This is a genomic window from Xanthomonas sp. NCPPB 3005 (assembly GCF_041228095.2).
Taxonomy (GTDB): Bacteria; Pseudomonadota; Gammaproteobacteria; order Xanthomonadales; family Xanthomonadaceae; genus Xanthomonas_A; species Xanthomonas_A bonasiae.
In genome coordinates this window covers 2,175,914-2,198,190 of the sequence record NZ_CP166096.2, presented here as the reverse complement: position 1 = coordinate 2,198,190, position 22,277 = coordinate 2,175,914, and the positions used below count along the sequence as shown (strand labels likewise).

Annotated in this window: 22 protein-coding genes; 5 read left to right on the top strand and 17 right to left on the bottom strand. The window is 65.2% G+C overall.

Going from position 1 to position 22,277, the window contains the following annotated elements:
- Positions 1-70: 70 nt before the first annotated feature.
- The 8 genes from AB8810_RS09435 to grxD all read right to left on the bottom strand — a co-directional run bounded on the left by AB8810_RS09435 (position 71) and on the right by grxD (position 11,252).
- Positions 71-592, bottom strand: coding sequence for a hypothetical protein (locus AB8810_RS09435; RefSeq protein ID WP_369916352.1), 522 nt, complete (start codon positions 590-592; stop codon positions 71-73).
- Positions 593-646: 54 nt separating this feature from the next.
- Positions 647-1,594 carry a hypothetical protein gene (locus tag AB8810_RS09430; protein WP_369916351.1) on the bottom strand — a complete coding sequence of 316 codons (948 nt, stop codon included), beginning with the start codon at positions 1,592-1,594 and terminating at the stop codon, positions 647-649.
- Positions 1,591-2,388, bottom strand: coding sequence for a Fic family protein (locus AB8810_RS09425; protein WP_369916350.1), 798 nt, complete (start codon positions 2,386-2,388; stop codon positions 1,591-1,593). Before AB8810_RS09425 ends, AB8810_RS09430 begins: the two co-directional genes overlap by 4 nt.
- Positions 2,389-2,781: 393 nt before the next feature.
- The gene (locus AB8810_RS09420; RefSeq protein ID WP_369916349.1) at positions 2,782-5,997 is read right to left on the bottom strand and encodes a carboxypeptidase regulatory-like domain-containing protein; all 3,216 of its coding nucleotides are present in this window, start codon (positions 5,995-5,997) and stop codon (positions 2,782-2,784) included.
- Between the two features lie 913 nt (positions 5,998-6,910).
- The gene (locus AB8810_RS09415; RefSeq protein ID WP_369916348.1) at positions 6,911-9,292 is read right to left on the bottom strand and encodes a TonB-dependent receptor; all 2,382 of its coding nucleotides are present in this window, start codon (positions 9,290-9,292) and stop codon (positions 6,911-6,913) included.
- Between the two features lie 306 nt (positions 9,293-9,598).
- Positions 9,599-10,198, bottom strand: coding sequence for a MarC family protein (locus AB8810_RS09410; protein ID WP_179565433.1), 600 nt, complete (start codon positions 10,196-10,198; stop codon positions 9,599-9,601).
- Complete coding sequence (locus AB8810_RS09405; RefSeq protein ID WP_372530422.1) at positions 10,195-10,935, bottom strand: SDR family NAD(P)-dependent oxidoreductase; 741 nt, start codon at positions 10,933-10,935, stop codon at positions 10,195-10,197. The genes AB8810_RS09410 and AB8810_RS09405 overlap by 4 nt, the downstream gene beginning before the upstream one ends.
- Positions 10,932-11,252, bottom strand: coding sequence for a Grx4 family monothiol glutaredoxin (gene grxD, locus AB8810_RS09400; protein WP_179565437.1), 321 nt, complete (start codon positions 11,250-11,252; stop codon positions 10,932-10,934). The genes AB8810_RS09405 and grxD overlap by 4 nt, the downstream gene beginning before the upstream one ends.
- A gap of 128 nt (positions 11,253-11,380) precedes the next feature.
- Here grxD and AB8810_RS09395 point away from each other — a divergent pair, with 128 nt between their 5' ends.
- Positions 11,381-11,959 (top strand): superoxide dismutase, encoded by a 579-nt coding sequence (locus tag AB8810_RS09395; protein ID WP_179565439.1) that lies wholly within the window; start codon positions 11,381-11,383, stop codon positions 11,957-11,959.
- A 161-nt stretch (positions 11,960-12,120) separates the two neighbouring features.
- On the opposite strand, the gene AB8810_RS09390 is transcribed toward AB8810_RS09395, so the two are convergent.
- Positions 12,121-13,272: a 5-(carboxyamino)imidazole ribonucleotide synthase gene (locus tag AB8810_RS09390; protein WP_191823948.1), complete on the bottom strand. Its 1,152-nt coding sequence runs from the start codon at positions 13,270-13,272 to the stop codon at positions 12,121-12,123.
- Positions 13,269-13,772 carry a 5-(carboxyamino)imidazole ribonucleotide mutase gene (purE, locus tag AB8810_RS09385; protein ID WP_179565443.1) on the bottom strand — a complete coding sequence of 168 codons (504 nt, stop codon included), beginning with the start codon at positions 13,770-13,772 and terminating at the stop codon, positions 13,269-13,271. Before purE ends, AB8810_RS09390 begins: the two co-directional genes overlap by 4 nt.
- A gap of 58 nt (positions 13,773-13,830) precedes the next feature.
- On the opposite strand from purE, the gene AB8810_RS09380 reads away from it, so the two are divergent.
- The 4 genes from AB8810_RS09380 (at position 13,831) to AB8810_RS09365 (ending at position 16,831) form a co-directional block, all read left to right on the top strand.
- Positions 13,831-14,100, top strand: coding sequence for a Trm112 family protein (locus AB8810_RS09380; protein WP_039005221.1), 270 nt, complete (start codon positions 13,831-13,833; stop codon positions 14,098-14,100).
- The gene (gene nadC / locus AB8810_RS09375; RefSeq protein WP_369916347.1) at positions 14,097-14,975 is read left to right on the top strand and encodes a carboxylating nicotinate-nucleotide diphosphorylase; all 879 of its coding nucleotides are present in this window, start codon (positions 14,097-14,099) and stop codon (positions 14,973-14,975) included. Before AB8810_RS09380 ends, nadC begins: the two co-directional genes overlap by 4 nt.
- 65 nt (positions 14,976-15,040) lie before the next feature.
- The gene (locus AB8810_RS09370; protein WP_369916346.1) at positions 15,041-16,138 is read left to right on the top strand and encodes a DUF2272 domain-containing protein; all 1,098 of its coding nucleotides are present in this window, start codon (positions 15,041-15,043) and stop codon (positions 16,136-16,138) included.
- A gap of 348 nt (positions 16,139-16,486) precedes the next feature.
- Positions 16,487-16,831, top strand: coding sequence for a DUF3301 domain-containing protein (locus AB8810_RS09365; protein WP_191823945.1), 345 nt, complete (start codon positions 16,487-16,489; stop codon positions 16,829-16,831).
- Between the two features lie 253 nt (positions 16,832-17,084).
- On the opposite strand, the gene AB8810_RS09360 is transcribed toward AB8810_RS09365, so the two are convergent.
- The 7 genes from AB8810_RS09360 to AB8810_RS09330 all read right to left on the bottom strand — a co-directional run bounded on the left by AB8810_RS09360 (position 17,085) and on the right by AB8810_RS09330 (position 22,277).
- A complete protein-coding gene (locus AB8810_RS09360; protein WP_179565451.1) occupies positions 17,085-17,519 on the bottom strand; it encodes a ClpXP protease specificity-enhancing factor in 435 nt (144 codons plus the stop codon).
- Positions 17,520-17,598: 79 nt separating this feature from the next.
- Positions 17,599-18,234, bottom strand: coding sequence for a glutathione S-transferase N-terminal domain-containing protein (locus tag AB8810_RS09355; RefSeq protein ID WP_009598113.1), 636 nt, complete (start codon positions 18,232-18,234; stop codon positions 17,599-17,601).
- 170 nt (positions 18,235-18,404) lie between these two features.
- A complete protein-coding gene (locus tag AB8810_RS09350; RefSeq protein ID WP_369916650.1) occupies positions 18,405-19,136 on the bottom strand; it encodes a cytochrome c1 in 732 nt (243 codons plus the stop codon).
- Between the two features lie 11 nt (positions 19,137-19,147).
- Entirely contained in the window at positions 19,148-19,300 is a 153-nt protein-coding gene (locus tag AB8810_RS09345) for a hypothetical protein (protein ID WP_191823943.1), read from the bottom strand.
- On the bottom strand, positions 19,293-20,555 hold the full coding sequence (locus AB8810_RS09340; protein ID WP_179565454.1) for a cytochrome bc complex cytochrome b subunit: 1,263 nt from the start codon (positions 20,553-20,555) through the stop codon (positions 19,293-19,295). The genes AB8810_RS09345 and AB8810_RS09340 overlap by 8 nt, the downstream gene beginning before the upstream one ends.
- Before the next feature lie 3 nt (positions 20,556-20,558).
- On the bottom strand, positions 20,559-21,182 hold the full coding sequence (gene petA / locus AB8810_RS09335) for a ubiquinol-cytochrome c reductase iron-sulfur subunit (RefSeq protein ID WP_003478708.1): 624 nt from the start codon (positions 21,180-21,182) through the stop codon (positions 20,559-20,561).
- 138 nt (positions 21,183-21,320) lie between these two features.
- Positions 21,321-22,277: a lytic transglycosylase domain-containing protein gene (locus tag AB8810_RS09330; RefSeq protein ID WP_369916345.1), complete on the bottom strand. Its 957-nt coding sequence runs from the start codon at positions 22,275-22,277 to the stop codon at positions 21,321-21,323.

The following is a 22,277-nucleotide window of genomic DNA, read 5'->3' as shown; positions in this document are numbered from 1 at the left end:
GCCCCGGCCGTCTCTTGCCATCTCTCAGAGGGTTACACAACTCCTCAGATGCCTCCATAGTGCCAATGACTCAGTACGTTGGCCAAGGAAGCAAATTGTCCTCAGGAACATCACATTGACTGGGCGGCTGCCAAGGAGCGATCTCTATATTGCCAGGATTGACTGGCGTTCCTGCGCTATACGCATCATTATCCATGAACACCTGATACTTGCCATCATTGTATCTAATGTACCAAAAAGTGTTTGGCGTCGTGTCGTAGTGCGCGCCGTTCTTGGCGTCCTGATCAGCCATATAATACGTCAAAGCATATCGAGCGTGATTCACTCGATCTTCCACCGGCGATCCACACGTGACATAATATGGATTAGCAGGAGCATCTGGAACAAGGTAAGTTGCATACGAGTTAGAATCTGGTGGAGTCACATCTGGAAAAGGCCACTCGGGATTTGGATTTGTACTGCCAGGAGGACAATTAATAATAGTTATTACTGTCGATTCCGCTATACAGGACGATGCACTTGCATCGTTAACATATGCACCAAATACCATCGCAACGCCAAGCACCAATCGGACAGCATTTTCTAGCTTCATCACTTAACCTCCATTTATATTAATACCACTCCACGACACTTAGTGACCACTTCATTAATGGCGACACTCACCTAGCGATTTTCCTTTAGGGTCATACAGACGCGCATAACTAGAATGCATGACCGACAAATCCAAATTATTTAAATTAGGAATAAATTTATTATCTGCAACCAAACCAGGATAAGAAGCGTTCAACGCTTTTATCCGACCACCGATAGCTATGCGCAAAGGCTCACCTCTCGCACCTGCATCAATTCGAAGTAAAGCGTTTTGAAATAGCGCCAGAGCTCGCGCAGGATTCGGCCTTACCGCTTCGTATAGAAGGGCTTTAGAAGCCCGAGGCCTCCCAGAATACGCATCACCAAGCTGTAGCATGACATCTACATTACCCTGACCCACAGCCTGAAGGGCTAAGCCTTCTGCTCCATTGCGATACGCGACAAGCTGATTAATACTACCAAGCGTATCCCCAGAAAAAAGCACCCCCGAAAGATAGAGGTTTTGAGCATAACTATTTCCCGAGTCGGCGGAAACCCTAAGATAGTCAATGATCTTTGCCGTTGAGGCAGGCGGCAGTCCCAGACAATAATCAGCCTTCTTCTTCCAAGAGCTCTCCAACTTAGAAACAATGCTGAGATCAGTGTCGTCCCGCGCCTGAAGAGTGAGTTGTTGAACTCGCGCACCCTCCTGATCCAATGAAGCACAATAAATGTATATTGAAGCCAATTCACATGCTGCCAAACCATGCCCGGCATCAGCATGTCGAGCGAGCGCCTTGACGGCAAAGGTAGCGGTTGAAAAACTTTTTGCTTCTGGCGCCTCCCAATTTTTTTCACCCACAAAGTCCCGCGACTTTGCTTGAGAAACGACTTCATAAGCGCCAGCAGGAATGACCACATCCACATTCCCGTTATTCATCCCATTAAGAAAAATCACGACAATCAAGACGACAAATAAGGCCAAACAAAAAATTCTGATCGCAATTTTTCGACGAGGTTTCATGTCACACCACAGGTTTTAAAAGCCCCCAATTCATCGAACCCTTGATCTTGAGAGGAAGCCATTCCATCCATAATGACGCCATACAAATCTGCGCCATACCCCAACCGGGCCCTATGCATTGCGTATACGAACTCAGTCTTCTTTTGCTCCATATACCAAAGGGCGGAGACTGCCGCATGAAACACTTGCGATTCCAGCCCCCACCGCCAAGAAATCAACCTGAGCAAGATGACACGCGAGGAGCGCCCATTCCCATCCCTAAACGGATGCAGATGTAAAAAGAACCAAAGAAATGCCGCGACAAAAGGCAACGGCATCAATTCCGGAGCCATGACCCGGGCTATTAGCCACCGCAATTCATCACGGATTTCGCATTTTGGGGCAACAAAACCGTGCGAATTGAACGCATTAACCCCAACCATGACCTCTATATTACGAAACACAGATCGCGCGCTCGGCCGGCCCGTCATTTCCATTAAAGCCCGATGAGTTTCGAGCACTACACCAATATCTACACGCTTCGGACCAAAAAATCCTGATTTAAAGAGACGATCAACCTCCGTCATTGAGATAAGCTCCCTCCTATAACCACTGGAGGAACTTGGATCATGCACTTTGAAGGGAACAAGGCGTCGAATGATCTCAAACAGTCTTTCACGCTCCATTACCACACCGGGTAAAACACGAGGCTCCTGATGAGAATTGAACTCAATAAGCCTCTCGCAATGGGCTCGCGACACTTGAAAAACTGGAGGCATCATTTCCTGTGGCACACCGAGCATGGTGAGGGCCATAACACTCCTTGTCTATCAAACCACCCTTCGGAATAATTGGCAATTTATTGCCACCAATAATTCAATAATCCACGAATTACCAATGAGGCGCAGATCTTCTTCAGCTTTTTTGAATATACGTGAACTCAATAAAAAAAGCCAGAATTTTGAACGCCGATTTTGTGTTCAAAGTCTAATTTCGAAAAACCGCCGAGCTATCTAGTAGCCCCAACCTATGCTAGTTAAACTTGTAACGCAGTTCCAATGTAGCGACTAATAAGATGCCATGTCGAGACCGCTAGCATTGGCGTTGGTGACGCACGGCGCGTCGTAAGCGTCAGCCCCCTCCCCCCCCACAAAAAAACGGCCGGGTTGCCCCGGCCGTTCTCTTGTAGCGCTGCGATTCGGACTGGATCAGAACTGGTAACGGAAGCCCAGGTTCAGCGACCACTGCGAAACGCCCGTATTGAAACCGTCGGCATCGGCATTGGCGGCGGACGGCTGGTCGGTGTACAGGGTGTTGTACACGTATTTGCCGTTGTAGATGCCCTGCAGATTGGCGACCCGCGCATCGGCGAAGAAGCCGTAGTCGTAGATCTGGCCCCACTTCTTGTTCAGCAGGTTGCCGACGTTCTGGATGTCCAGCCACACCTCGGACTTGTGGCCCTTGAAGAAGCCCGGCAGCTGCTGGCTGATGTGCACGTCGAAGGTGTTGATCCAGGACGAACGGAAGCCGTTGGCCGGAGCGTAGCTGCCCGCGTACTTGGCCAGCTGCGGATTCTGCGCCAGCCAGTCGAAGAACTGCTTCTCCAGCGCCGGGTTGGCGGTGAACGCGCCGGTGCTGCTGAGGGTACCGAACAGCACGTCGCCCGGGCCCTTCGGCACGTAGAACAGGTCGTTGGTGGTACGGCCGTCGCCATTGGCGTCGCCGTTGTACACGTAGCTGTAAGGACGGCCGCTGCGGCCTTCGTAGACCAGACCGACGCGGGTCTCGTAGTCGCCGAAGAACATGTGCTTCCAATTCAACGAACCGGAGATGCGGTCCTTGATCTCGTAGCGCGAGGTGTTCTCGGTTTCCGAATTGGCGTTGAAGGCGTACTGGTAGCCCCAGCCCGAGCTGGCGGTGGAGCTGGTCAGCGGGCCGACTTCCGTGGCATGGGTGTAGGTGTAGCCCAGGTTCCACGACCAGTCGCCGCCTTCGCTGAACGGCTTGGACAGCGACACCGTGAACTGCTCGGTCTTGCCCTTGTCGGTGTTCTCGATCAGGTAGACGTCGCTGTAGGCGGTGTTGCGGTTGTAGCGGTTGTCGCCGGTCGCCCACGGACGGCCGGTGCGGGCCGGGTTCCAGTACAGCGCGCGGCCGTCCGGACCGTAGTAGGCCGGGCTCGGATCTTCGCCGGCGGCGTTGACGCGGCCGATGTTCAGGCTCTTGTAGTACAGGCCGTCCTTGACCTTGGTCACCAGCAGCTCTGCCGAGGCAACGATGCCGTACCAGGGCAGCTCGTGGTCGAGCGCGATGTTGGCCTTGTACAGCGACGGCAGCTTGAAGTCGTCGCCGACGAAGCTCACGCCCTGGGTCGCCGAACCGGGCGTGGTCGGGATCGGCTGCGTGTCCTTGTTCGGGCTGAACGGCAGCGCCGGGTTGTAGGCGGTGTAGCTGTAGGCGTTGTAGTTGAACCCGGTGTTGGAATAGCTGTTGCCGATCCACACCTGCGGTGCGTCGCCCTGGAACAGACCAACGCCGCCGCGCAGCTGGGTCGGACGCTCGGTGTCGAAGGTGTAGTTGAAACCGAAGCGCGGCTGGATCAGGAAATCGCCGCCGAGCACCTTGCTGTTGTCGTAACCGAAGTACGCCTGGGCGGCCGCGTTGTAGGTCGGATCCGGACTGACGCCCGGGCGGTCGCCGCGCAGGCCCAGGGTCAGGGTCAGGTTGCTGTTGACATACCAGGTGTCCTGGATGAACAGGCCGAGATTGTCGTTCTTGTAATCGGCCGCGATCGAACCCGGGGTGCGCTCGCTGTTGAGCTGGTAGGAACTCCAGCGGCCGTTGGCGAAGTTGTCCAGGCCCAGGAACGTGTACACGCCCCAGCTGTTGCGGCCGAACAGGTTGTAGATGTCGTTGGTGGTGTAGTCGACGCCGAACTTCAGGTCGTGGTTGTCCAGGGTCAGGGTACCGGCACCGTAGTAGTTCCAGGTCTTGGTAGTGAGGATGTTGCCCTGCGAGTTGGTCTCGGTACCCAGATACAGCACATCGCCGGTCGGCGCGGCGACGGTGCCGTCGAAGTAGATCGCGATGCTGGGGGCATTGGTCGGCACCACGCGGATCGCGGAGTAATCGCGGTAGGACGCCTTGAACTCGGTGGAGAAGTTCTCGGACCAATCGCTGAACAGCTGGCCGACGTAGCTCTCCACGCTCTTCTCGTGCTGGTACCAGTACGAACTCAGCGACGCCTGGCTGGTGCTGCTGGCGCCATTGATGCGCAGCTTGCTCTGGTCGAGCTTGCTGTAGCGGAAGCTGGCGCGGTGGTTGTCGTTGATGTTCCAGTCGAGCTTGAGCGCGTATTCCTCGAGATCGGTATTGCCGTTGCTGTCGAGCGAGCCGGCGTCGAAGCCATAGGTGTTCTGCGCGATCTGCTGCGCACGCGTCACGTCCGCCAGGGTGTACTTGGCGTTGGCCTTGCCCAACGCGGTGCTGCCCAGATCGATGCCCGGCGCGTCCTGCTGGAACTTCTCGTAATTGGCGAAGAAGAACAGCTTGTCCTTGACGATCGGGCCGCCGAAGGTGGCGCCGTAGGTCTTTTCCTTGGTGAAACCGTTGAACTTGCTGCCGTCCGGGTTGTCGCCGAACCAGTCGCCATCGCGCATATAGCCGTAGACCGAGCCGTGGAACTCGTTGGTGCCGGACTTGGTCACCGCATTGACGGTGGCGCCGGCGGCGCTGGCGACGCTGACGTCGTAGTTGGACAGGTTGACGTCCAGCGCTTCGATGGCTTCCATCGACACCGGCTGGCGCCGGGTGGTCATGTTGTTGCCTTCCAGGCCGAAGGTGTCGCTGGCCGAGACGCCGTCGATGTTGATCGAGTTGTAGCGCGGATTCAGGCCGCCGGCACTGATGGTGCCGGACGCGCGATCGACGAAGGCTACGCGCGGATCCAGGCGCATGTAGTCCTGGATATTGCCGTTGACCGACGGCAGCGACTCGATCTGCTCGCGGCCGACGTTGGTGCCCGCACCCATCTTGGTGGCGCTGAACATGTCGGAACCGCCGGCGACGGCAACCGCGTTCACCGTCTGCAGCGTCGTCACGTCGCCGCTCAGCGCGGCGTTGACGCTGGCGGTCTGATTCACGCTCAGGTACACGCCGTCTTCGGTCTTGGTGCCTTCGCCGGGCTTGGTGATGGTGATGGTGTACGGGCCACCGACGCGCAGGCCGCGTGCGTTGTAGCGGCCGCTGGCGTCCGTGGTGGCGCGGCTGACCGTTCCCGATTCGGCGTGGGTGATGGTCACTTCGGCGCCGACGACAGGCTGGCCATCGTGGGTGACCAGACCGCCGACGCCGGCGGAGGTGCTCTGGGCGAACACGGGGGCGGCGGCGAGCGCAGCAACGAGGCCAAGGGTGAGCTTGGACATCCGGAGACGGCGGGGTTGAGTCATTGCAATAGCCTCGATGGAGTTTGACGAAATGCGCATAGCTAGCCGTCCTGGTGCGCGCACGGCAGCGGAATGTGGGTTCGTGCCCCCTTGCTGGATCCCCCGCAAGGGTTAACGTGAGTTTAACACCATAGGGCCGTTTTGTTGCCAAACCGTGACAAGTTGGCACAAATGGACATGACACGACATGGATCGCAGTTTCCTGGCGGCCATTGGTCATCGCGTGGCACCGGCGCGGACGCTCCCGGCCAGGCGTAGGCACGGCTGGCACCCGGGTCAGCCGCGGGCGCAGGTCGCGGCGGACAGGAAACGTGCGGCCATATTTCGCTCAGGCACCGCTCGGGCAACCGCGAATGGCGGGGCCGGCGTCCACGCGGCAAAGGAGCTCCGGGCGCTGCGCGGCCCTAGCCTAGTCAGCCCCGCCGCCCCGCCTTCCCGCCGCCGCCCTGACATCTGCGGGCACAGCGTCCGTATGCCGAATTTGTAGCTCCCCCAGGCGCAACAGGCCTCCCCAGCCCCAGCCCTGGCCCCAGCCCCAGCCCCAGCCCCAGCCCTGGCCCTGGCCCTGGCCCTGGCCCTGGCTCCGGCTCCGGCTCCGGCTCCGGCTCCGGACCCGGACCCGGACCCGGACCCGGACCCGGACCCGGACCCGGACCCGGACCCGGAATCGGACCCGGACCCGGACCCGGAATCGGAATCGGACGCCAAACCCCAACCCCACCGAAGACAGGGCCTGGACGGCGCTCGCCTTCGACGAAGATGGCCGTAGCGCACACAGTTGCACCAACCCGGCGCGGCAATGACGAAAGCCCAAACGCAGACGGCCGGGGCTAGGCCCCGGCCGTCTGCATCGCTTCCGTTGTCCAGCCCCGAGGCGGGGCCTGGCCTTGCCTCAGAACGAGCCGCCGAAGGTCACCGCGAACGCGCGCGGCTCCAACACCGAGTAGTACGGGGTGCCGGTGGACACCACGTCCGGGTACTCGCTGGCGCCGGAGGCCGCCAGTACCTGCGTGGTGCTGGCCCAGGTGACGGCCTGTTTGTCGGTCAGGTTGTACAGATTGAGCTTGATCGACGGCTTCTTCAGCCAGCCCCAGTCGGCGAACGCGTAACCGGCATCGGCACCGAAGGTGGTGTAGCCCCCTACCCGTTCGGTATTCATGTAGTCGCCGTAACGCGAGCCGGAGTAACGGCCCTTCAGCGCGACCCAGAAGTCGCCGATGCTGTAGCTCAGGCGCAGGTTGGCCAGGTTCTTCGGCGTATTGGCCAACTGCTTGCCGCCGACCGCATAGTCGTAGGTGCCCTTGGAGGTCCCCACCGCCAGGGTGTCGCTCAGGATCTTGGCCTGGGTGTACGTGTAGGAACCGTACAGCTTGAGATTGTCGGTGATGTTGTAGCTGGCTTCGCTGTTGAAGCCGCGCATGCGCACCTTGCCGATCGAGATGTAGGTGGTCAGCGCCGTGGTCTGGTCGTAGCTGGACATCTGCTTGTTGCTGTAGTTGCTCTGGTACAGCATGGTCGACAGCGAGAAGCGGTCGCCGTAGTAGCGCCAGCCGAGGTCGTTGGTCCAGGCCGATTCCGGTTGCGGGATCTCCTGGGCCGCCGACAGGTTCAACGAAATCGAATTGGTCGCCGGCACGCGGAAGGTCTTGGCCACGCCGTAATAGAACTGGTTACGGCTGTCGGGCGCGTACTTGATGCCGAACGCCGGCAGCAGCTTGCTGTAGCTGTTGTCGAAGTCCACGCCGATCTCCTTGGCGGTATCCGGCCACTGGTAGTTGTGGCCCTTGCGCGTGGCATGGATCCAGGACACGCCGTAGTTGACCGCCCAGTCGTCGGCCGGGGTCCAGTTGTCCTGGATGAAGTACTTCTGCACGTCGGTCACGGTGTAGGTGCGGTAGCTCTGCTGCACCTGGCCATCGGCGTAGGTCAGGAAGCAATCGTCGCTGTCGGCCCACACGTCGCACGCCTCGCCGGTGCTCTGGTCGGTCTTGACGATGCTGTTGTTCTGGCTCTTGCGCGAACGGTCGTACCACAGGCCGTAGACCAGATTGTGGTCCATGCCGATGTCCTGGAAGAACTTGGCGACCACGCCCGGACGCACCGTACTGGAGTAGGAATAGGTGTAGTCGACGTCGCGGCTGCCGCTCACGCCGCTGGAGTAGCCATAGACGTTGCCGCTGCTGGTGGACGGGTATACCGACGCGGCGCTGGAACCGCCGCCCTTGCCCCACCACAGATACGGCACCACCGAAAGACGCAGGCTGTCGCTGAAGGTGAACTCGCCGTCCAGGCTGACCAGCAGGCTCTTGTAGGGGTTGCGCCGCAACTTCCAGTAGGACTGGTCGGCCGAGGTCGTGCCGCCGCCCCAGGTGTCGTTGTAGTCGTACTCGTAATCGCTCGCCAGCTGGGTCTTGCTGGCGGTGTTGTAGGAATAGTTGGACTGGCGGTTGTACTGGAACGAGGCGCTGATCGAGTTGCCCGGGCTGATGTCCCATACGCTCTTGCCGTCGATCTTGTTGACCGACATGTCGCCGTTGCCCTTCCACTTGTCGGCGCTGTTGGTCGAGAACGACACCCACGAGCGCACCGCGCCGGTATCGCCGGTGTTCACGCGCACGAAGGTGCGCCGATAGTCGTTGCTGCCGAAGCTCTGGGTGAAGTACACGCCGAAGGTGTGGCTCGGATCGATCGTCGACCAGGCGATCTGGCCGCCGGTGGCGCCCATCTCCGGCTGGTCCACGTTGGGCGTGCCCTGGGTCACGGTGATGTCGTTGTAGTTCTCGGCATCGCCGTATTCGGTGGCGTAGACCGAGTAGCTGCCGCTGTCGGTCACCGGCGCGCCGTTGACGGTGACGCCGATCGCCGAGGAGTCGAAGCCGCGCAGGCTGTAGTTGCCGTTGTTGAGTCCGGTCACGTCGCTGGTGGCGGCGTCCACGCCCGGGATCGCATCGATCATCTGGGTGAAGTTGCTGCCGCCGGACGCCTGCGCGATGGCCTCGCGGGTCACCGTGGAAATCGCCTTGCTGGCGGTCTGCACGGTCATGTTGCCGCCGCCGAGCACGTAGCCGCTCTTGTCGGCATTGACGTTGACCTTGTCCAGCTGCTGCACGCGCTTGGTCTCGTAGGCAGCGGTGGTATTGGAAGTGCTGGAGGCCGTGACGCGCTGCTCGGCACTGTCGGTGCCAGCGTCCTGGGCCAGGGCCGGATGCGCCGAAAGCGCGGTCGCCAGCGCCAGGGAAAGAGTGGAAATACGGTGTGCGGAACGGGACTTCATCGGGCAAACGCCTCTGTGGCTAACGTGGGAGCGGCAGAGAGCGGTGGAGCGACTGGCATGGACACGGCGCACGCGCGCCCACCGCTTCGGAAGGCGCTACGGTAGGCGGGCTATTTCGCCCGCGTATGCCTCGAGGGTTTACAAAAACTTAAGATGACGCCACGCACCGACACGCGGCGGCACAAAAAAGCGCCGCAAATGTCATCGAATTGCCGCAAACGCCCGGGATGTCGCAGCGCTGGCGCGTAGCGACAGGCACGGCAAGGGCGCGGCGTCGTACGCGCGCGCAACAGGGCGCGCGTCCGCTCAGCCGGCGACCGGCAGCTTCAGATAGGCGCTGAGGCCGTCCAGGAACATCTGCACCGAGATCGCCACCAGCAACATGCCCATCAGCCGCTCGACCGCGATCAGCACGCGCATGCCGAGCAGCTTGTACAGCAGCGTGCCGGAGAACAGCAGCGCCGAGGTGCCGATCCAGGCCAGGATCAGCGCCAGGCTCCATTCGCCAAGGCGGGTGGGCTCGTTGCTGCCCATCAGCATCACCGCGGCCATGCCCGAGGGCCCGGCCACCAGCGGAATCGCCAGCGGCACGATGAACGGCTCGCCGTCGGGAATCTCGCCCATCAGCCCTTCCGGGCGCGGGAAGATCATGCGGATGCCGATCAGGAACAGCACGATGCCGCCGGCGATCGCCACCGATTCCTGGCGCAGGTGCATCACTTCCAGCGCGTACTTGCCGCCCCACAGGAATGCCATCAGCACGCCCAGCGCGATCAGCAGCTCGCGCGCCAGCACCACGCGCTGGCGCTTGGCCGGCAGCGGCTTGAGCACGCTGAGGAACACCGGGATGTTGCCCAGCGGGTCGAGGATCAGGAACAGCAGCAATGCTGCCGACAGGATGGTCATGCCAGGGGATTCCAGATCGCGCCGCGGTGCGCGGCGCCGGCGGACGACAGCAGTTCCACGCAGGCGGCGGCGTAGTGCGCCGGATCGACCGCGTCGAGGTCTTCCTGGTGGGTGTAGGCGCGTGCGCGCAGCGCGGTGCGCATAGGTCCGGGTTGCAATCCGGCCACGCGCACCGTCGAGGCGGCCAGTTCGCCGTGCAGGGTCGCCAGCAGGCCGCGGCGGCCATGCTGGGCCACGCCGTAGCCGCCCCAGTAGGCCTGGCCGACGCGCGCCGGGTCGTCGAGCGCGAACACGATCGCCGCGTCCGGCGCCTGCTTCAGCAGCGGCAGGCAGGCCTGGGTCAGCCAGCCCGGGGCGGTCAGGTTGACGTGGATGGCGCGCGCGAATTGCGCCGGGTCGGCGTGCTCGAACGGGGTCAGGCCGACGAAATCGGCGGCGCAGTGCAGCACCCCGTCCAGCCGCCCGAGCTCGGCCTGCACCCGCTCGGCCAGCGTCGCATAGTCTTCCGGCGTGGCGCCGAGCAGGTCCAGCGGATACAGCAGCGGCTGCGCGCCGACGGCGGCGATCGCGTCGTAGACCCGATTCAAGCGCGCCGGCTTGTGCCCGAGCAACACCACCGTGGCGCCGGCCTGGGCGCAGGCCATTGCCGCGGCGCTGCCCAGCCCGCCTGCGGCACCGCACACCAGCACCACGCGCTGCGCCAGCGCGCCCGCGTGCGGCGTCGCCTCCGCTGTCACGGCTGGTAGGCCTCGGCCACGATGCGCTGCAACTCGCCGGATTCGAACAGTTCCATGGTGATGTCGCAGCCGCCGATCAGTTCGCCATGGATGAACAGCTGCGGGAACGTCGGCCAGTTCGAATAGCGCGGCAGATTGGCGCGGATCTCCGGTTCGTCGAGCACGTTGACGGTGTGCAGCCGGTCGGCGCCGGCGGCCAACAGGGCCTGCAGCGCGCGACTGGAAAAGCCGCACATCGGGTACTGCGGTGTGCCCTTCATGAACAACACGATGGGGTGGTGTTCGACGTCGGCCTGGATGCGCTCCATCACCTGCATGGGGGATTTCTCCTGCTGGGGCGAAAAAACGGACCTCGGCGGTCGGCTAGACTTTCGCGTAGCCGCATAGTGTAAGCCCTGCGCACGGCAGTACCGAAACGCGCCCCCGAAACCGCTCCCGAGGATCCATGGCCATCGAACTCGCTCCCCTGCCGTACGACCGCGCGGCGCTGGCGCCGCACCTGTCCGCCGAGACCGTGGACCAGCACCATGGCCGGCACCAGCGCGCGCTGGTCGAACGCCTCAATGCGCAGATCGCCGGCAGCGAATTCGCCGACCTGCCGTTGCAGGACCTGGTGCGCCGCAGCCAGGGCCGCCTGTTCCAGCACGCGGCCGAAGTCTGGAACCACGAGTTCTACTGGCGCGGGCTACGTCCGCGCGGCGGCGGCGAGCCGGGCGGCGAGCTGGCCGAGCGCATCGCCAGGAGCTTCGGCGACGTCGCCCGCTTCAAGGCCGAGTTCGAACGCATGGCGCTGGCCGTGTTCGGCTCGGGCTGGGTCTGGCTGGTGCAGCGCCCGGACGCCACGCTGGCGTTGCTCGCCACGGTCAACGCCGGCTCGCCGCTGACCGGCGAGGACCTCCCGTTGCTGGCCTGCGACCTGTGGGAGCACGCCTACTACATCGATTACCGCGGCGACCGTGCGCGCTACTTGGAAGCGTTCTGGAAGCTGGTGAACTGGGAGTTCGTGGCGGCGAATATGCGGTGAGGCCGGGATTGGGGATTGGGGATTGGGGATGAATGGCCTGCGGCCGTGGTGAAGCGCTCCGGGATTCGTCGAATGACGGCTGACGCGTAGTCGCGCGTGGCGCTGGCGCCCTTTCGGGCCACGCCCAGCCGCGGGGCCTGGGCGCGGCACCCTCGGCCCGCTCAACCCTGCGCGCGCAGGGTCTCGATCACCGGCGCGACCTGGTCGCCGCGCTGCAACTGCGCGCCGACCGTCTGCAGCGCCTGCGCCAAGGCGGCCGGCGTGTCCTCGCGCAGCGTGGCGTGGCCGACCTTGCGGCCCTCTCGCGCGTCCTTGCCGTAGTCGTGCCAATGCCCGCCGGGCTGCGCCAGCACCGGCACGGCGTCGGGCATCTGCCCGATCCAGTTGAGCATGCAGGCATGGCCGAGCATGCGCGTGGACCCCAGCGGCAGGCCCAGCACCGCGCGCAGGTGGTTCTCGAACTGCGAAGTCTCCGCGCCCTCGATGGTCCAGTGGCCGGAGTTGTGCACCCGCGGCGCCATCTCGTTGGCGAGCAGTTCGCCGTCGCGGCAGAACAGTTCCAGCGCGAACACGCCCACGTACTGCAGGCGCTCGGCCAACGCCTGCGCGTGAGCGATGGCGGCCCGCTCCAGCGCGGCATCGGCCTGCGCCGGGGCCAGGCTGGCCGACAGCACCCCCTGCACATGCCAGTTCTCGGTCAGCGGCCAGGTGCGGAACTCGCCGTCGCGGCCGCGCACCGCGACCACGCTGATCTCGCGCTGGAACGGCACGAAGGCTTCCACGATCAGGCCCACGCTGGCCGCCTGCGCGCCCAGCGCGGCCCACGCCGCATCGGCATCGGCCGCGGACTTGATCCGGAACTGGCCCTTGCCGTCGTAGCCCAGGCGCCGGGTCTTGAGAATGCACGGGGTGCCGACCTGCGCCAGCGCCGCGTCCAGTTCGGCGCGGCTGCCGATCGCAGCGAAATCGGGCACCGGGATGCCCAGTTCGCGGAACAGGGTCTTCTCGGCCAGCCGATCCTGCGCCACCGCCAGCGCGCGCGGGTTCGGGAACACCGGCACCTGCGCGGCCAGCCATTCGGCGCTGGCCGCCGGCACGTTCTCGAAATCGAAGGTGGCCACATCGACCCTGGCCGCGAACGCGGCCAGCGCCGCCTCGTCGCGGTAGTCGCCGACCTGCAGCGGCGCGACCTGCCCGGCGCAGGCGTCGGCCACCGTATCCAGCATCACGAAGCGCAGCCCCAGCGGCGCGCCGGCCACGGCCATCATCCGCGCCAGCTGGCCGCCGCCCAGGATTCCGACAGTGGTGCTCATTGGCGCGGGTCGTCCTTGGCCATCACCTCGTCGGTCTGGCGCTGGCGGAAGTCGTCCAGCGCGGCGGCGATGTCGGCGTGCTCGGCGGCGAGCATCGCCGCGGCGAACAGCGCGGCATTGGCCGCACCGGCGTTGCCGATCGCGAACGTGGCCACCGGGATGCCGGCCGGCATCTGCACGATCGACAGCAGCGAATCCAGGCCGTTCAGCGCCTTGGACTGCACCGGCACGCCGAGCACCGGCACCGCGGTCTTGGCCGCGAGCATGCCCGGCAGGTGCGCCGCGCCGCCGGCGCCGGCCACGATCGCGCGCAGGCCGCGGGTGGAGGCCGCTTCGGCATAGGCGAACAGCACGTCCGGGGTGCGGTGCGCGGACACCACCTTCACTTCATAGGGCACGCCCAGCGCATCGAGTTTCTGCGCCGCATGCTGCATGGTCTCCCAGTCGGAGCGGGAACCCATCACGATGCCGACGAGCGGCGCGGTTTGCTTGGAGGTCATGGCCGTCCCCTGCCTTAAAGACGTATTCTAGCCGTCTTCCACGCAAGACGAAGACCGGATGGATCGCAAACTGCTCGACCTGCTGTGCTCGCCCGACACCCGCCAACCGCTGGCCCTGCTGGATGCGCGCGGCCTGGAGGCGCTGAACCGCGCCATCGCCGCCGGCGGCGTGCAGCGCGCCGACGGCAGCCCGCAGGCGCAAGCGCTGCGCGAGGCGCTGATCACCCGCGACCGCAAGCAGCTGTTCCGCGTCGACGACGGCATTCCGGTGCTGTTGGCCGAAGAAGCGATCGGCACCGCCCAGCTCGCCGACTTCCCCGGCAAATGAGCGGCGCCGCGGCGCCGCTGCAGCCGCCGGCGCAGGCATCGATCGACGCCGACGTGGCACGCGCGCTGGCCGAGGACATCGGCAGCGGCGACGTCACCGCCGCGCTGCTGCCCGACCGCGCCGACAGCGCCTACCTGCTGTGCAAGCAGGACGCGGTGATCGCCGGCCGGCCCTGGTTCGACGCCTGCCACCGCGCGCTCGACCCGCAGGTGCGGATCGACTGGCGCATCGCCGAAGGCGAACGCGTCGCCGCCGGCACCGTGCTGGCGCTGCTGCACGGGCGCAGCCGCGCGCTGGTCAGCGCCGAGCGCGCCTCGCTGAACTTCCTGCAGACCCTGTCCGCGACCGCGACCGCCACCGCCGCCTACGTGGCCGCGGTCGCCGGCACCGGCGCGCGCATCCTCGACACGCGCAAGACCCTGCCCGGCCTGCGCCTGGCGCAGAAGTACGCGGTGCGTTGCGGCGGCGGCAGCAACCACCGCTTCGGCCTGCACGACACGGTGATGCTGAAGGAAAACCACATCCACGCCGCCGGCTCGCTGAGCGCGGCGGTGCAGGCCGCGCGCGCGCAATGGCCGGACCTGCCGCTGGTGGTCGAGGTGGAGACGCTGGCGCAACTGCGCGAAGCCTTGACGGTGGGCTGCGACCGCATCCTGATCGACGACTTCGATGCGGCGCAGCGCCGCGAAGCAGTGGCGATCGCCGCGGCCGCGCCGTTCCACCGTGCGATCCCACTGGAGGTGTCCGGCGGCGTCGACCTGGACGGCGTGCGCGCGATCGCCGCCGACGGCGTGGACTGCATCTCCATCGGCGCGCTGACCAAGCACGTGCAGGCGGTGGATCTGTCGCTGAAGCTGGGTCCGCCGCCGCACTGACTTCACGGCCACGGCCGCGCCGCTCTGCGACGCTGCACGCATCCCCCTATTCACCGAGTTCGCCGATGGCCCGCCCCTGGTTCGCGTTGTTGTGTGCCGCCGCCCTGTTTCCCGCCGGCCGCGCGGCCGCCGCGGAGGTGTGCGACCTGCCGCCGCGCTTCGGCCTGACGCCCGCCGCCGTCGCCATCGTGCGCACCGCCTGCAACGAGCATCGCCTGTGGTGGCGGCCGTTCATCGATCGCGACGGCCGGCTCGCCGGCCTGCGCGTGACCGAGGCCGAGCGCAGCTATCTCGCCGATCACGGCATCGAAGCCTGGCAGCGCGTGGCCGCCTATTGGCGCGACAGCGGCACGCTGGGCGCGATGGGCGGCAGCGACGGCGCCGCCAGCTGCCAGCAGCTGGACGGCTCGCGCTACCGGCAAGCGGACTGCCGCGCGTTCATCGTCGACAACCCGTGGTCGGCGGCGTTCGTGTCCTGGGTGATGGTGCGCGCCGGCGTCGACGGCTTCCGCACCTCGGTGCGGCACATCGACTACATCCGCGCCGCCTACCAGGCCGGTGCCGACGGCCTGCCCTACCGTTACGCCGACCCGCAGCAGGACAAGCCCGCGCCGGGCGACCTACTGTGCTTCCTGCGCGGGCGCAAGCAACCGCTGGGCGCGGCCGGGCTGCGCGAGGCACTGGCGCGCGGCGGCGCGCTGCCGTGGGAATCGCATTGCGACATCGTGGTCGCGGCCAACGTCGGCGGCGACCACACGCTGTACCTGATCGGCGGCAACGTGCTCAACGCGGTGACCATGCGCAAGCTGCCGCTGGACCGCGCCGGCCGCCTGCAGCTGGAGGCGCCATTGGCGCAGGACCAGGCCGGCGACGACGGTGCCGGCCTGGAGTGCACGCCCGGCCGCGAAGAGCTGTGCGACTTCAATCGCCAGGACTGGGCGGCGCTGCTGCAGCTGCAACCGCAGGCGCAGTTGCAGCCGCCGGTGACGCCGGGCGTCGTTCCCGCCGTGGATCCGGCCGCGCCACCGGCCACCGCGCCGATGGTGCCACCGCCGGCATCCGGCACGGCGCCAGCCGCACCGGCCGTACCGACCGCACCGTCCCCCGCAGCGGCGACACCGGGGGCACAACCGTCGGCGACCGAACCGCCGCCGGAACGCTAGCGTTCTATCGAATGCTTGCGGCCTTCAGGATCCGTACCGGCTCGCCTCGATATCGGGCGCAGCGGGCTTTGTCGGTGAGGCCCGTCGCGACTGAAGTCGCTCCCACAAGAAGCCTTGAGTCGCACACGAAAACGTCGCGCTCGCGATCGGCGCTCCTTCGAATCCCAGCCACGGCCCCGGCCCCGGCCACGACCCCAGCCCAGCCCCGGCCCCGGCTTCGATTCCCGATTCCCGATTCCCGATTCCCGATTCCCGATTCCCGAGTCCCGAGTCCCGAGTCCCGAGTCCCGAGTCCCGAGTCCCCAACCAAGCATTGCCGCTCCACCCCGCGTCTCGCTACAGTGACGCATGCCTAGCCTGATCCTGTTGATGATTGCCGGCGCCGCGGTGTTCGCGTTCTGGAACGCGTCGCGCGCCGCCGCCGAACGCGCCGAGAGCCTCGGCCGCAATGCCTGCAAGGCCGCCGATGTGCAGTGGCTGGACCAGAGCGTGCACGGCACCGGCCTGCGCCTGCGGCGCCTGCCCAGCGGCTGGCTCGGCTTCGAGCGGACCTTCCGCTTCGACTATTCCTACGATGGCATCGATCGCCACAGCGGTCGCCTGGTGCTGCTCGGCGATCAGCTGATCGCCTTCACCGGGCCCTCGGTGGCCACGGTGACGGCGCTGCACGAAGGCCGTGCGCCGCGCGAGTGAGGCGCTGCTTCGTCGTTCGCGAAGTCATTCCGCAAGGGCTCCCGCAGGACAGACAAGATGTTCTGTACGCATGTCGGTCGCGTCTGAAGGCGCTCCTACAGGGTCTCGATCCAACCTGGCCCTGGTGCGCGGGAACCGTGGCGAATGGTGCACAGCGCCTGGCGATGCGCGCGATCCGCCAGGCATCGATACGCCAGCGGATCGGACGATCGCTCCGGCCACATGCGCACCGGCGCGGGTCCGACGTCGTCGGTTACTTCACTACGCGCAGATGCGGGCGCTTGCCGCCGGCGCCGTCGTCGGAACCGCTGGGGCGCGGCGGCGGGGTGTCGTCGCCCGGCGGCTCGGTGGCGCCGTGGATATCGTCCGGCAGCGCCATGCCCTGCCCGGTTTCGCGCGCGTACACCGCCAGCACCGCGGCCATCGGCACCTGCACCGGATAGCTGACGCCGCCGAAGCGCGCGGTGAAGCTGACCCCGTCGTTGTCGATCTGCAACCGCACCACCGCGCGTTCGGCGATGTTGAGCACCACCCGGCCGTCCTTGACCGCGCTCGGCGGCACCTGCACGTTGGGCAGGCCCGCATCCACCAGGATGTGCGGGGTCATGCCGTTGTCGTTGATCCACTCCACCAGCGCCCGCAACAGGTACGGGCGATGGCTGGTCATGCGGGAAATATCGTCGGTCATGCGCCAATTCTACGCGTCGGCACGCAATGGCGCCGGCGCAACGCGGGAAAAACCGGATGCGCCACGCGCGGCCGGAACATCAGGCCGGCAGGTCGCGCAGCTTCTTTTCCTGATCCGTCAGGCTGCGGATGAAACCGGGATTGCGGAAGATGCGGTTGCCGTAGTCCTCGATCGCCTTGCCGTCCTTGGGCAGCGGAATGTCCAGCGCCTGCAGGCGCCAGATGATCGGCGCCATCGCGCAATCGGCCAGGCTCATTTCCGGATTGAGGAAGAACTTGCTGGCCTTGAACAGCGGCACCGACGCGGTCAGCAGTTCCTTGAGCCGCTTGCGCCCGGCCTCGGCCTGGGCCTTGTTGCCGAGCTGGATCGCCTGCACCTGCGGCACCCAGTCGTGCTCGATGCGCAGCATGGCCAGGCGCAGGCGCGCGCGCGACAACGGATCGACCGGCATCAGCGGCGGATGCGGATAGCGCTCGTCCAGGTATTCGCTGACCACGGAGGCCGCGTACAGCACCAACTCGCGCTCCACCAGGGTCGGCACCGAGTGGTAGGGATTGAGATCGATCAGGTCTTCGGGAGGATTCTGCGGATCCACCGCCACGAAATCGTAGGTCACGCCCTTTGCGGCGAGCACCAGACGGACGCGGTGGCACAGCACATCATCCGTGGAAGAAAACAACGTCAAGGTATTTCGCATACGCACACTCGCCGCCATTCAAGGCTCTCCGACGACCGGAATCCGCCGGCCGCATCGATGCCGCCAACACCCTGCTGACGGTCATCACGGCCCCTGAGTGTGCAACCCTCGCTCGCAAAAGCCAATAGGATGAACAGGGGATCGGGTCAGCAACGATGCAGACAACGCGCCGGCACTGCGGCCGACGCTCAATGCACGTCCTTCCAGTATTCCTTCTTCAGCAGATAGGCCAGGAAGGTCAGCAGCGCCAGGAACAGCACCACCCACACGCCCAGGCTCTGCCGCTTCAGCGCGGCCGGTTCGCCGGCGTATTCGAGGAAATTGCTGATGTCGCGGACCGTCTGGTCGAACTGCGCCGGCGTTTCCCTGCCCGGCGAGGCCAACTGCAGCCGCTCCACCGGCTTGTCCACGCCGGGCTGCTCGGCCTTGCCGTAGATCGGCTGCTGCAGGCCCTGCAGCTCCCACAGCGGATTGGGCATCGAGGCGTTGGCGAACAGCTTGTTGTTCCAGCCCAACGGGCGCGACTGGTCCAGATAGAACGACTTGAGGTAGGTATAGACCCAGTCGGTGCCGCGCACGCGCGCGATCAGGCTCAGGTCCGGCGGCGCCTTGCCGAACCACTTGGTCGCCGCATCGTGCGGCATCGCCGCCTCGATGTGCTCGCCGACCTTGGCGCCGGTGAAGTTGAGGTTGGCCATCACCTCGTCCTCGCTCAGGCCCAGGTCCTCGGCCATGCGCGAGTAGCGCAGGTATTTCAGCGAATGGCAGCCGGAACAGTAGTTCATGAACAGCTTGGCGCCGCGCTGCAGAGAGGCGCGGTCGCCGAGATCGTTGCCGGCCTGCTGGGTGGCGCCGCCCTCGGCGGCCAGCGCCGAGGCGGACAACAGCAACGCGGAGGCGAAGCAGGCCAGAACGGACATCAGGCGCTTGCTCATAGGGATCCCTCCGCCATCGCACCGAACAGGGAGCCGAGCGCCTGCCGGCCCCAGAACACGATCTGCCCCAACGGCAGCAGGTAGCTCATGGCGGACAACAACGCGACGCTCGCGGAGCAGGCCAGGACGGCAATCACGGGCTTAGTCATGGGTGGTCACCCGCTCCGGCACCGGCTTGGTCCGGTCCAACGTGGTCCAGACCGGCATGGTCAGGAAGAATCCGAAGTACAGCACGGTCAGCACGCGCCCGATGATGGTCTCGCTGGCATCGGTACCGGGACCGGAACCGATCACCCCCAGCCAGACGAAGCACACCGCCAGCACCCCCAGCATCACCCTGGAGATCCAGCCGCGGTAGCGGATCGACTTGACCTTGGCGCGGTCCAGCCACGGCACCAGGAACAGGATCGCGATCGCCGAGAACATCACCAGCACGCCGCCCAGCTTGTTCGGCACCACCCGCAACATCGCGTAGTACGGCGTGTAGTACCACACCGGCTTGATGTGCTCGGGCGTGACCAGGCGGTTGGCCTCGGTGAAGTTGTCGTGCTCCAGGAACAGGCCGCCGAACGCGGGCACGAAGAAGATGATGAAGGCGCCGATCAGCAGCAGGAAGCCGACCCCGACCAGGTCCTTGACCGTGTAGTACGGGTGGAACGGAATGCCGTCGGCCGGCTTGTTCGGATCCCAGCGGTTGCCCTTCGGCCCCTTCTTGATCTCCACGCCGTCGGGGTTGTTGGAACCGACCTCGTGCAGCGCCCCCAGGTGCAGCACCACCAGCAACAGCAGTACCAGCGGCAGCGCGATCACGTGCAGCGCGAAGAAGCGGTTGAGCGTGGCGTCGGACGGCAGGTAGTCGCCCATGATCCACTCGGTCAGGCCGTTGCCGATCACCGGGATCGCGCCGAACAGCGAGATGATCACCTTGGCGCCCCAGAACGACATCTGCCCCCACGGCAGCACGTAGCCCATGAAGGCCTCGGCCATCAGCACCAGGTAGATCAGCATGCCGAGGATCCACACCAGCTCGCGCGGCTTCTTGTAGCTGCCGTAGAGCAGCCCGCGGAACATGTGCAGGTACACCACGATGAAGAACAGCGAGGCGCCGGTGGAGTGCATGTAGCGGATCAGCCAGCCCCACTCCACGTCGCGCATGATGTACTCGACCGAGTTGAACGCCTCGGCCGCGCTGGTCTTGTAGTGCATCGTCAGGAAGATGCCGGTGACGATCTGGTTGACCAGCACCACCATCGCCAGCGAACCGAAGTAGTACCAGAGGTTGAAGTTCTTCGGCGCGTAGTACTCGCTGACGTGCTTGCGGTAGAACGGCATCAGCCCCGGCGCGCGCTCGTTGACCCAGTCGAACACGTTGCCCGCGGTGCGGGTAAGGAGATTGTCGGCCATGGCTTACGCTGCCCCCTTCGCGGACGAACTGGGATCGACGCCGATGATCAGCGTGTTGTCGTCCTGATAGTGATGCGGGGGCACCAGCAGGTTGATCGGCGCAGGCACGCCCTGGAACACGCGGCCGGCCATGTCGAAGCGCGACTTGTGGCAGGGGCAGAAATAGCCGCCCTTCCATTCCGGATCGTAGGGTTCGGGGCGGATCTCGGCGACCATCTCCGGCGAGCAGCCCAGGTGCGTGCACAGCCCGACCAGCACCGAGATGTCGGGCTTGATCGAACGGCCCTCGCCCTTGATGTAGGCCGGCTGCTGGTCGGTGACCTCGGACTTGGGGTCCTTGAGCCGCCCATCCAGCGTCGGCAACGCATCCAGGATCGCCTTGGAACGCTTGACGATCCAGATCGGCTGACCGCGCCACTCCAGGATCAGGCGCTGGCCTTCCTGCAACGCGCTGATGTCGGCGGTGACCGGCGCACCGGCCAGTTTGGCCTTGGCGCTGGGGTTCCAGGACTTGATGAAAGGAACCGCGACGAAACCCGCACCCACCGCGCCCACCACCGCCGTGGTGGCGGTGAGAAAGCGGCGGCGTCCTGCATTAACAGAATCGTTGACCCCATCGTTGGCCATCCGGCACTCCGATTTTTTGATTGGGTAGCATTAGGCTGCCAGCGGTTCGGTGGGGGTCGAACCGCATAAAATCCACTGCAGTGTAGCGGAACCCTTAACGCGCAGACAATGCATCGTCGCGACGGCAACGAGAATGCCTCAATGCGCCGTCGCCAGCACGCCGCGGTAGCGGTCGGCGAGCACGCCGACGCGCTGCACGTAGCGCTGGGTCTCGCTGTACGGCGGCACCCCGCCGTGTTTGTCTACCGCGCCTTCGCCGGCGTTGTAGCCGGCGGCGGCCAGGGTCAGGTTGCCGTTGAAGCGCTTCAGCAGCCAGGCCAGGTACTGCACGCCGCCGCGGATGTTCTGCGATGCATCGAACGAATCGCTGACCCCGAAGCGGCGCGCGGTCGGCGGCATCAGCTGCATCAGGCCCTGCGCGCCGGCACGGCTCAGCGCCATCGGGTTGTAGGCCGACTCGGCATGGATGATCGCGCGCACCACCGCCTCGTCGACCCCGTACTCGCGCGCGGCGGCGGCGATCTCGCTCTGGTAGGCGGTGGTGTTCAGCCGCACCGCACCGAAGTTCAGGCCGGGGTTGGCGCAGGCGTAGCAGGTCTCGATGAAGCTGTAGCGGATGGTGCGCACCGCGCCGAGGCTGGCGACCTGGGTCGGCCGTGCGCTGGTGTAGTGGCGCACGCCGTCCTTCATATAGGAATAGACCTGGCCGCTGACCACCCGCCGCGGCGCGGCACCGGTCATGGCAGGCACGGGGGCCACACTCTTCGGCGCCACGCTGGCGGCGACCGGCGTCGGCGCCGCGACCGGCGTGCTGATGATGGTGGCCGGGGCGCCGGACTGCGGCGCGGCCAGGGTGACGACACCGCGATTGGACGCACGCTCGGTGGAGACTGCGGCAACCGCGGGCGCAGCACGTGCGGCGCGGCGGTCGGGCACATAGCTGCCGACCACGCTGCAACTGGCGCCGGCCACGCGCTTGCTGACGTAACTGGGTACGCCGTCGCCTCCGATGCATTTGTATAGGGTGCCCGCGCTGGCCGGCATTGCCGACAGCGTTGCGATTGCCAGCCCCAGAAGCCCCACCATCCCCTTCAT

What these genes read in the sequence shown, in the direction of transcription:
- AB8810_RS09430 (WP_369916351.1), bottom strand. Translation starts at nt 1,594, where the DNA reads ATGAAACCTCGTCGAAAAATTGCGATCAGAATTTTTTGTTTGGCCTTA.
- AB8810_RS09340 (WP_179565454.1), bottom strand. Translation starts at nt 20,555, where the DNA reads ATGGCCGACAATCTCCTTACCCGCACCGCGGGCAACGTGTTCGACTGG.
- AB8810_RS09395 (WP_179565439.1), top strand. Translation starts at nt 11,381, where the DNA reads ATGGCCATCGAACTCGCTCCCCTGCCGTACGACCGCGCGGCGCTGGCG.
- AB8810_RS09380 (WP_039005221.1), top strand. Translation starts at nt 13,831, where the DNA reads ATGGATCGCAAACTGCTCGACCTGCTGTGCTCGCCCGACACCCGCCAA.
- petA (WP_003478708.1), bottom strand. Translation starts at nt 21,182, where the DNA reads ATGGCCAACGATGGGGTCAACGATTCTGTTAATGCAGGACGCCGCCGC.
- AB8810_RS09420 (WP_369916349.1), bottom strand. Translation starts at nt 5,997, where the DNA reads ATGTCCAAGCTCACCCTTGGCCTCGTTGCTGCGCTCGCCGCCGCCCCC.
- AB8810_RS09365 (WP_191823945.1), top strand. Translation starts at nt 16,487, where the DNA reads ATGCCTAGCCTGATCCTGTTGATGATTGCCGGCGCCGCGGTGTTCGCG.
- grxD (WP_179565437.1), bottom strand. Translation starts at nt 11,252, where the DNA reads ATGCAGGTGATGGAGCGCATCCAGGCCGACGTCGAACACCACCCCATC.
- purE (WP_179565443.1), bottom strand. Translation starts at nt 13,772, where the DNA reads ATGACCTCCAAGCAAACCGCGCCGCTCGTCGGCATCGTGATGGGTTCC.
- AB8810_RS09370 (WP_369916346.1), top strand. Translation starts at nt 15,041, where the DNA reads ATGGCCCGCCCCTGGTTCGCGTTGTTGTGTGCCGCCGCCCTGTTTCCC.
- AB8810_RS09350 (WP_369916650.1), bottom strand. Translation starts at nt 19,136, where the DNA reads ATGTCCGTTCTGGCCTGCTTCGCCTCCGCGTTGCTGTTGTCCGCCTCG.
- AB8810_RS09410 (WP_179565433.1), bottom strand. Translation starts at nt 10,198, where the DNA reads ATGACCATCCTGTCGGCAGCATTGCTGCTGTTCCTGATCCTCGACCCG.
- AB8810_RS09345 (WP_191823943.1), bottom strand. Translation starts at nt 19,300, where the DNA reads ATGACTAAGCCCGTGATTGCCGTCCTGGCCTGCTCCGCGAGCGTCGCG.
- AB8810_RS09355 (WP_009598113.1), bottom strand. Translation starts at nt 18,234, where the DNA reads ATGGCGGCGAGTGTGCGTATGCGAAATACCTTGACGTTGTTTTCTTCC.
- AB8810_RS09330 (WP_369916345.1), bottom strand. Translation starts at nt 22,277, where the DNA reads ATGAAGGGGATGGTGGGGCTTCTGGGGCTGGCAATCGCAACGCTGTCG.
- nadC (WP_369916347.1), top strand. Translation starts at nt 14,097, where the DNA reads ATGAGCGGCGCCGCGGCGCCGCTGCAGCCGCCGGCGCAGGCATCGATC.
- AB8810_RS09360 (WP_179565451.1), bottom strand. Translation starts at nt 17,519, where the DNA reads ATGACCGACGATATTTCCCGCATGACCAGCCATCGCCCGTACCTGTTG.
- AB8810_RS09390 (WP_191823948.1), bottom strand. Translation starts at nt 13,272, where the DNA reads ATGAGCACCACTGTCGGAATCCTGGGCGGCGGCCAGCTGGCGCGGATG.
- AB8810_RS09435 (WP_369916352.1), bottom strand. Translation starts at nt 592, where the DNA reads ATGAAGCTAGAAAATGCTGTCCGATTGGTGCTTGGCGTTGCGATGGTA.
- AB8810_RS09415 (WP_369916348.1), bottom strand. Translation starts at nt 9,292, where the DNA reads ATGAAGTCCCGTTCCGCACACCGTATTTCCACTCTTTCCCTGGCGCTG.
- AB8810_RS09425 (WP_369916350.1), bottom strand. Translation starts at nt 2,388, where the DNA reads ATGGCCCTCACCATGCTCGGTGTGCCACAGGAAATGATGCCTCCAGTT.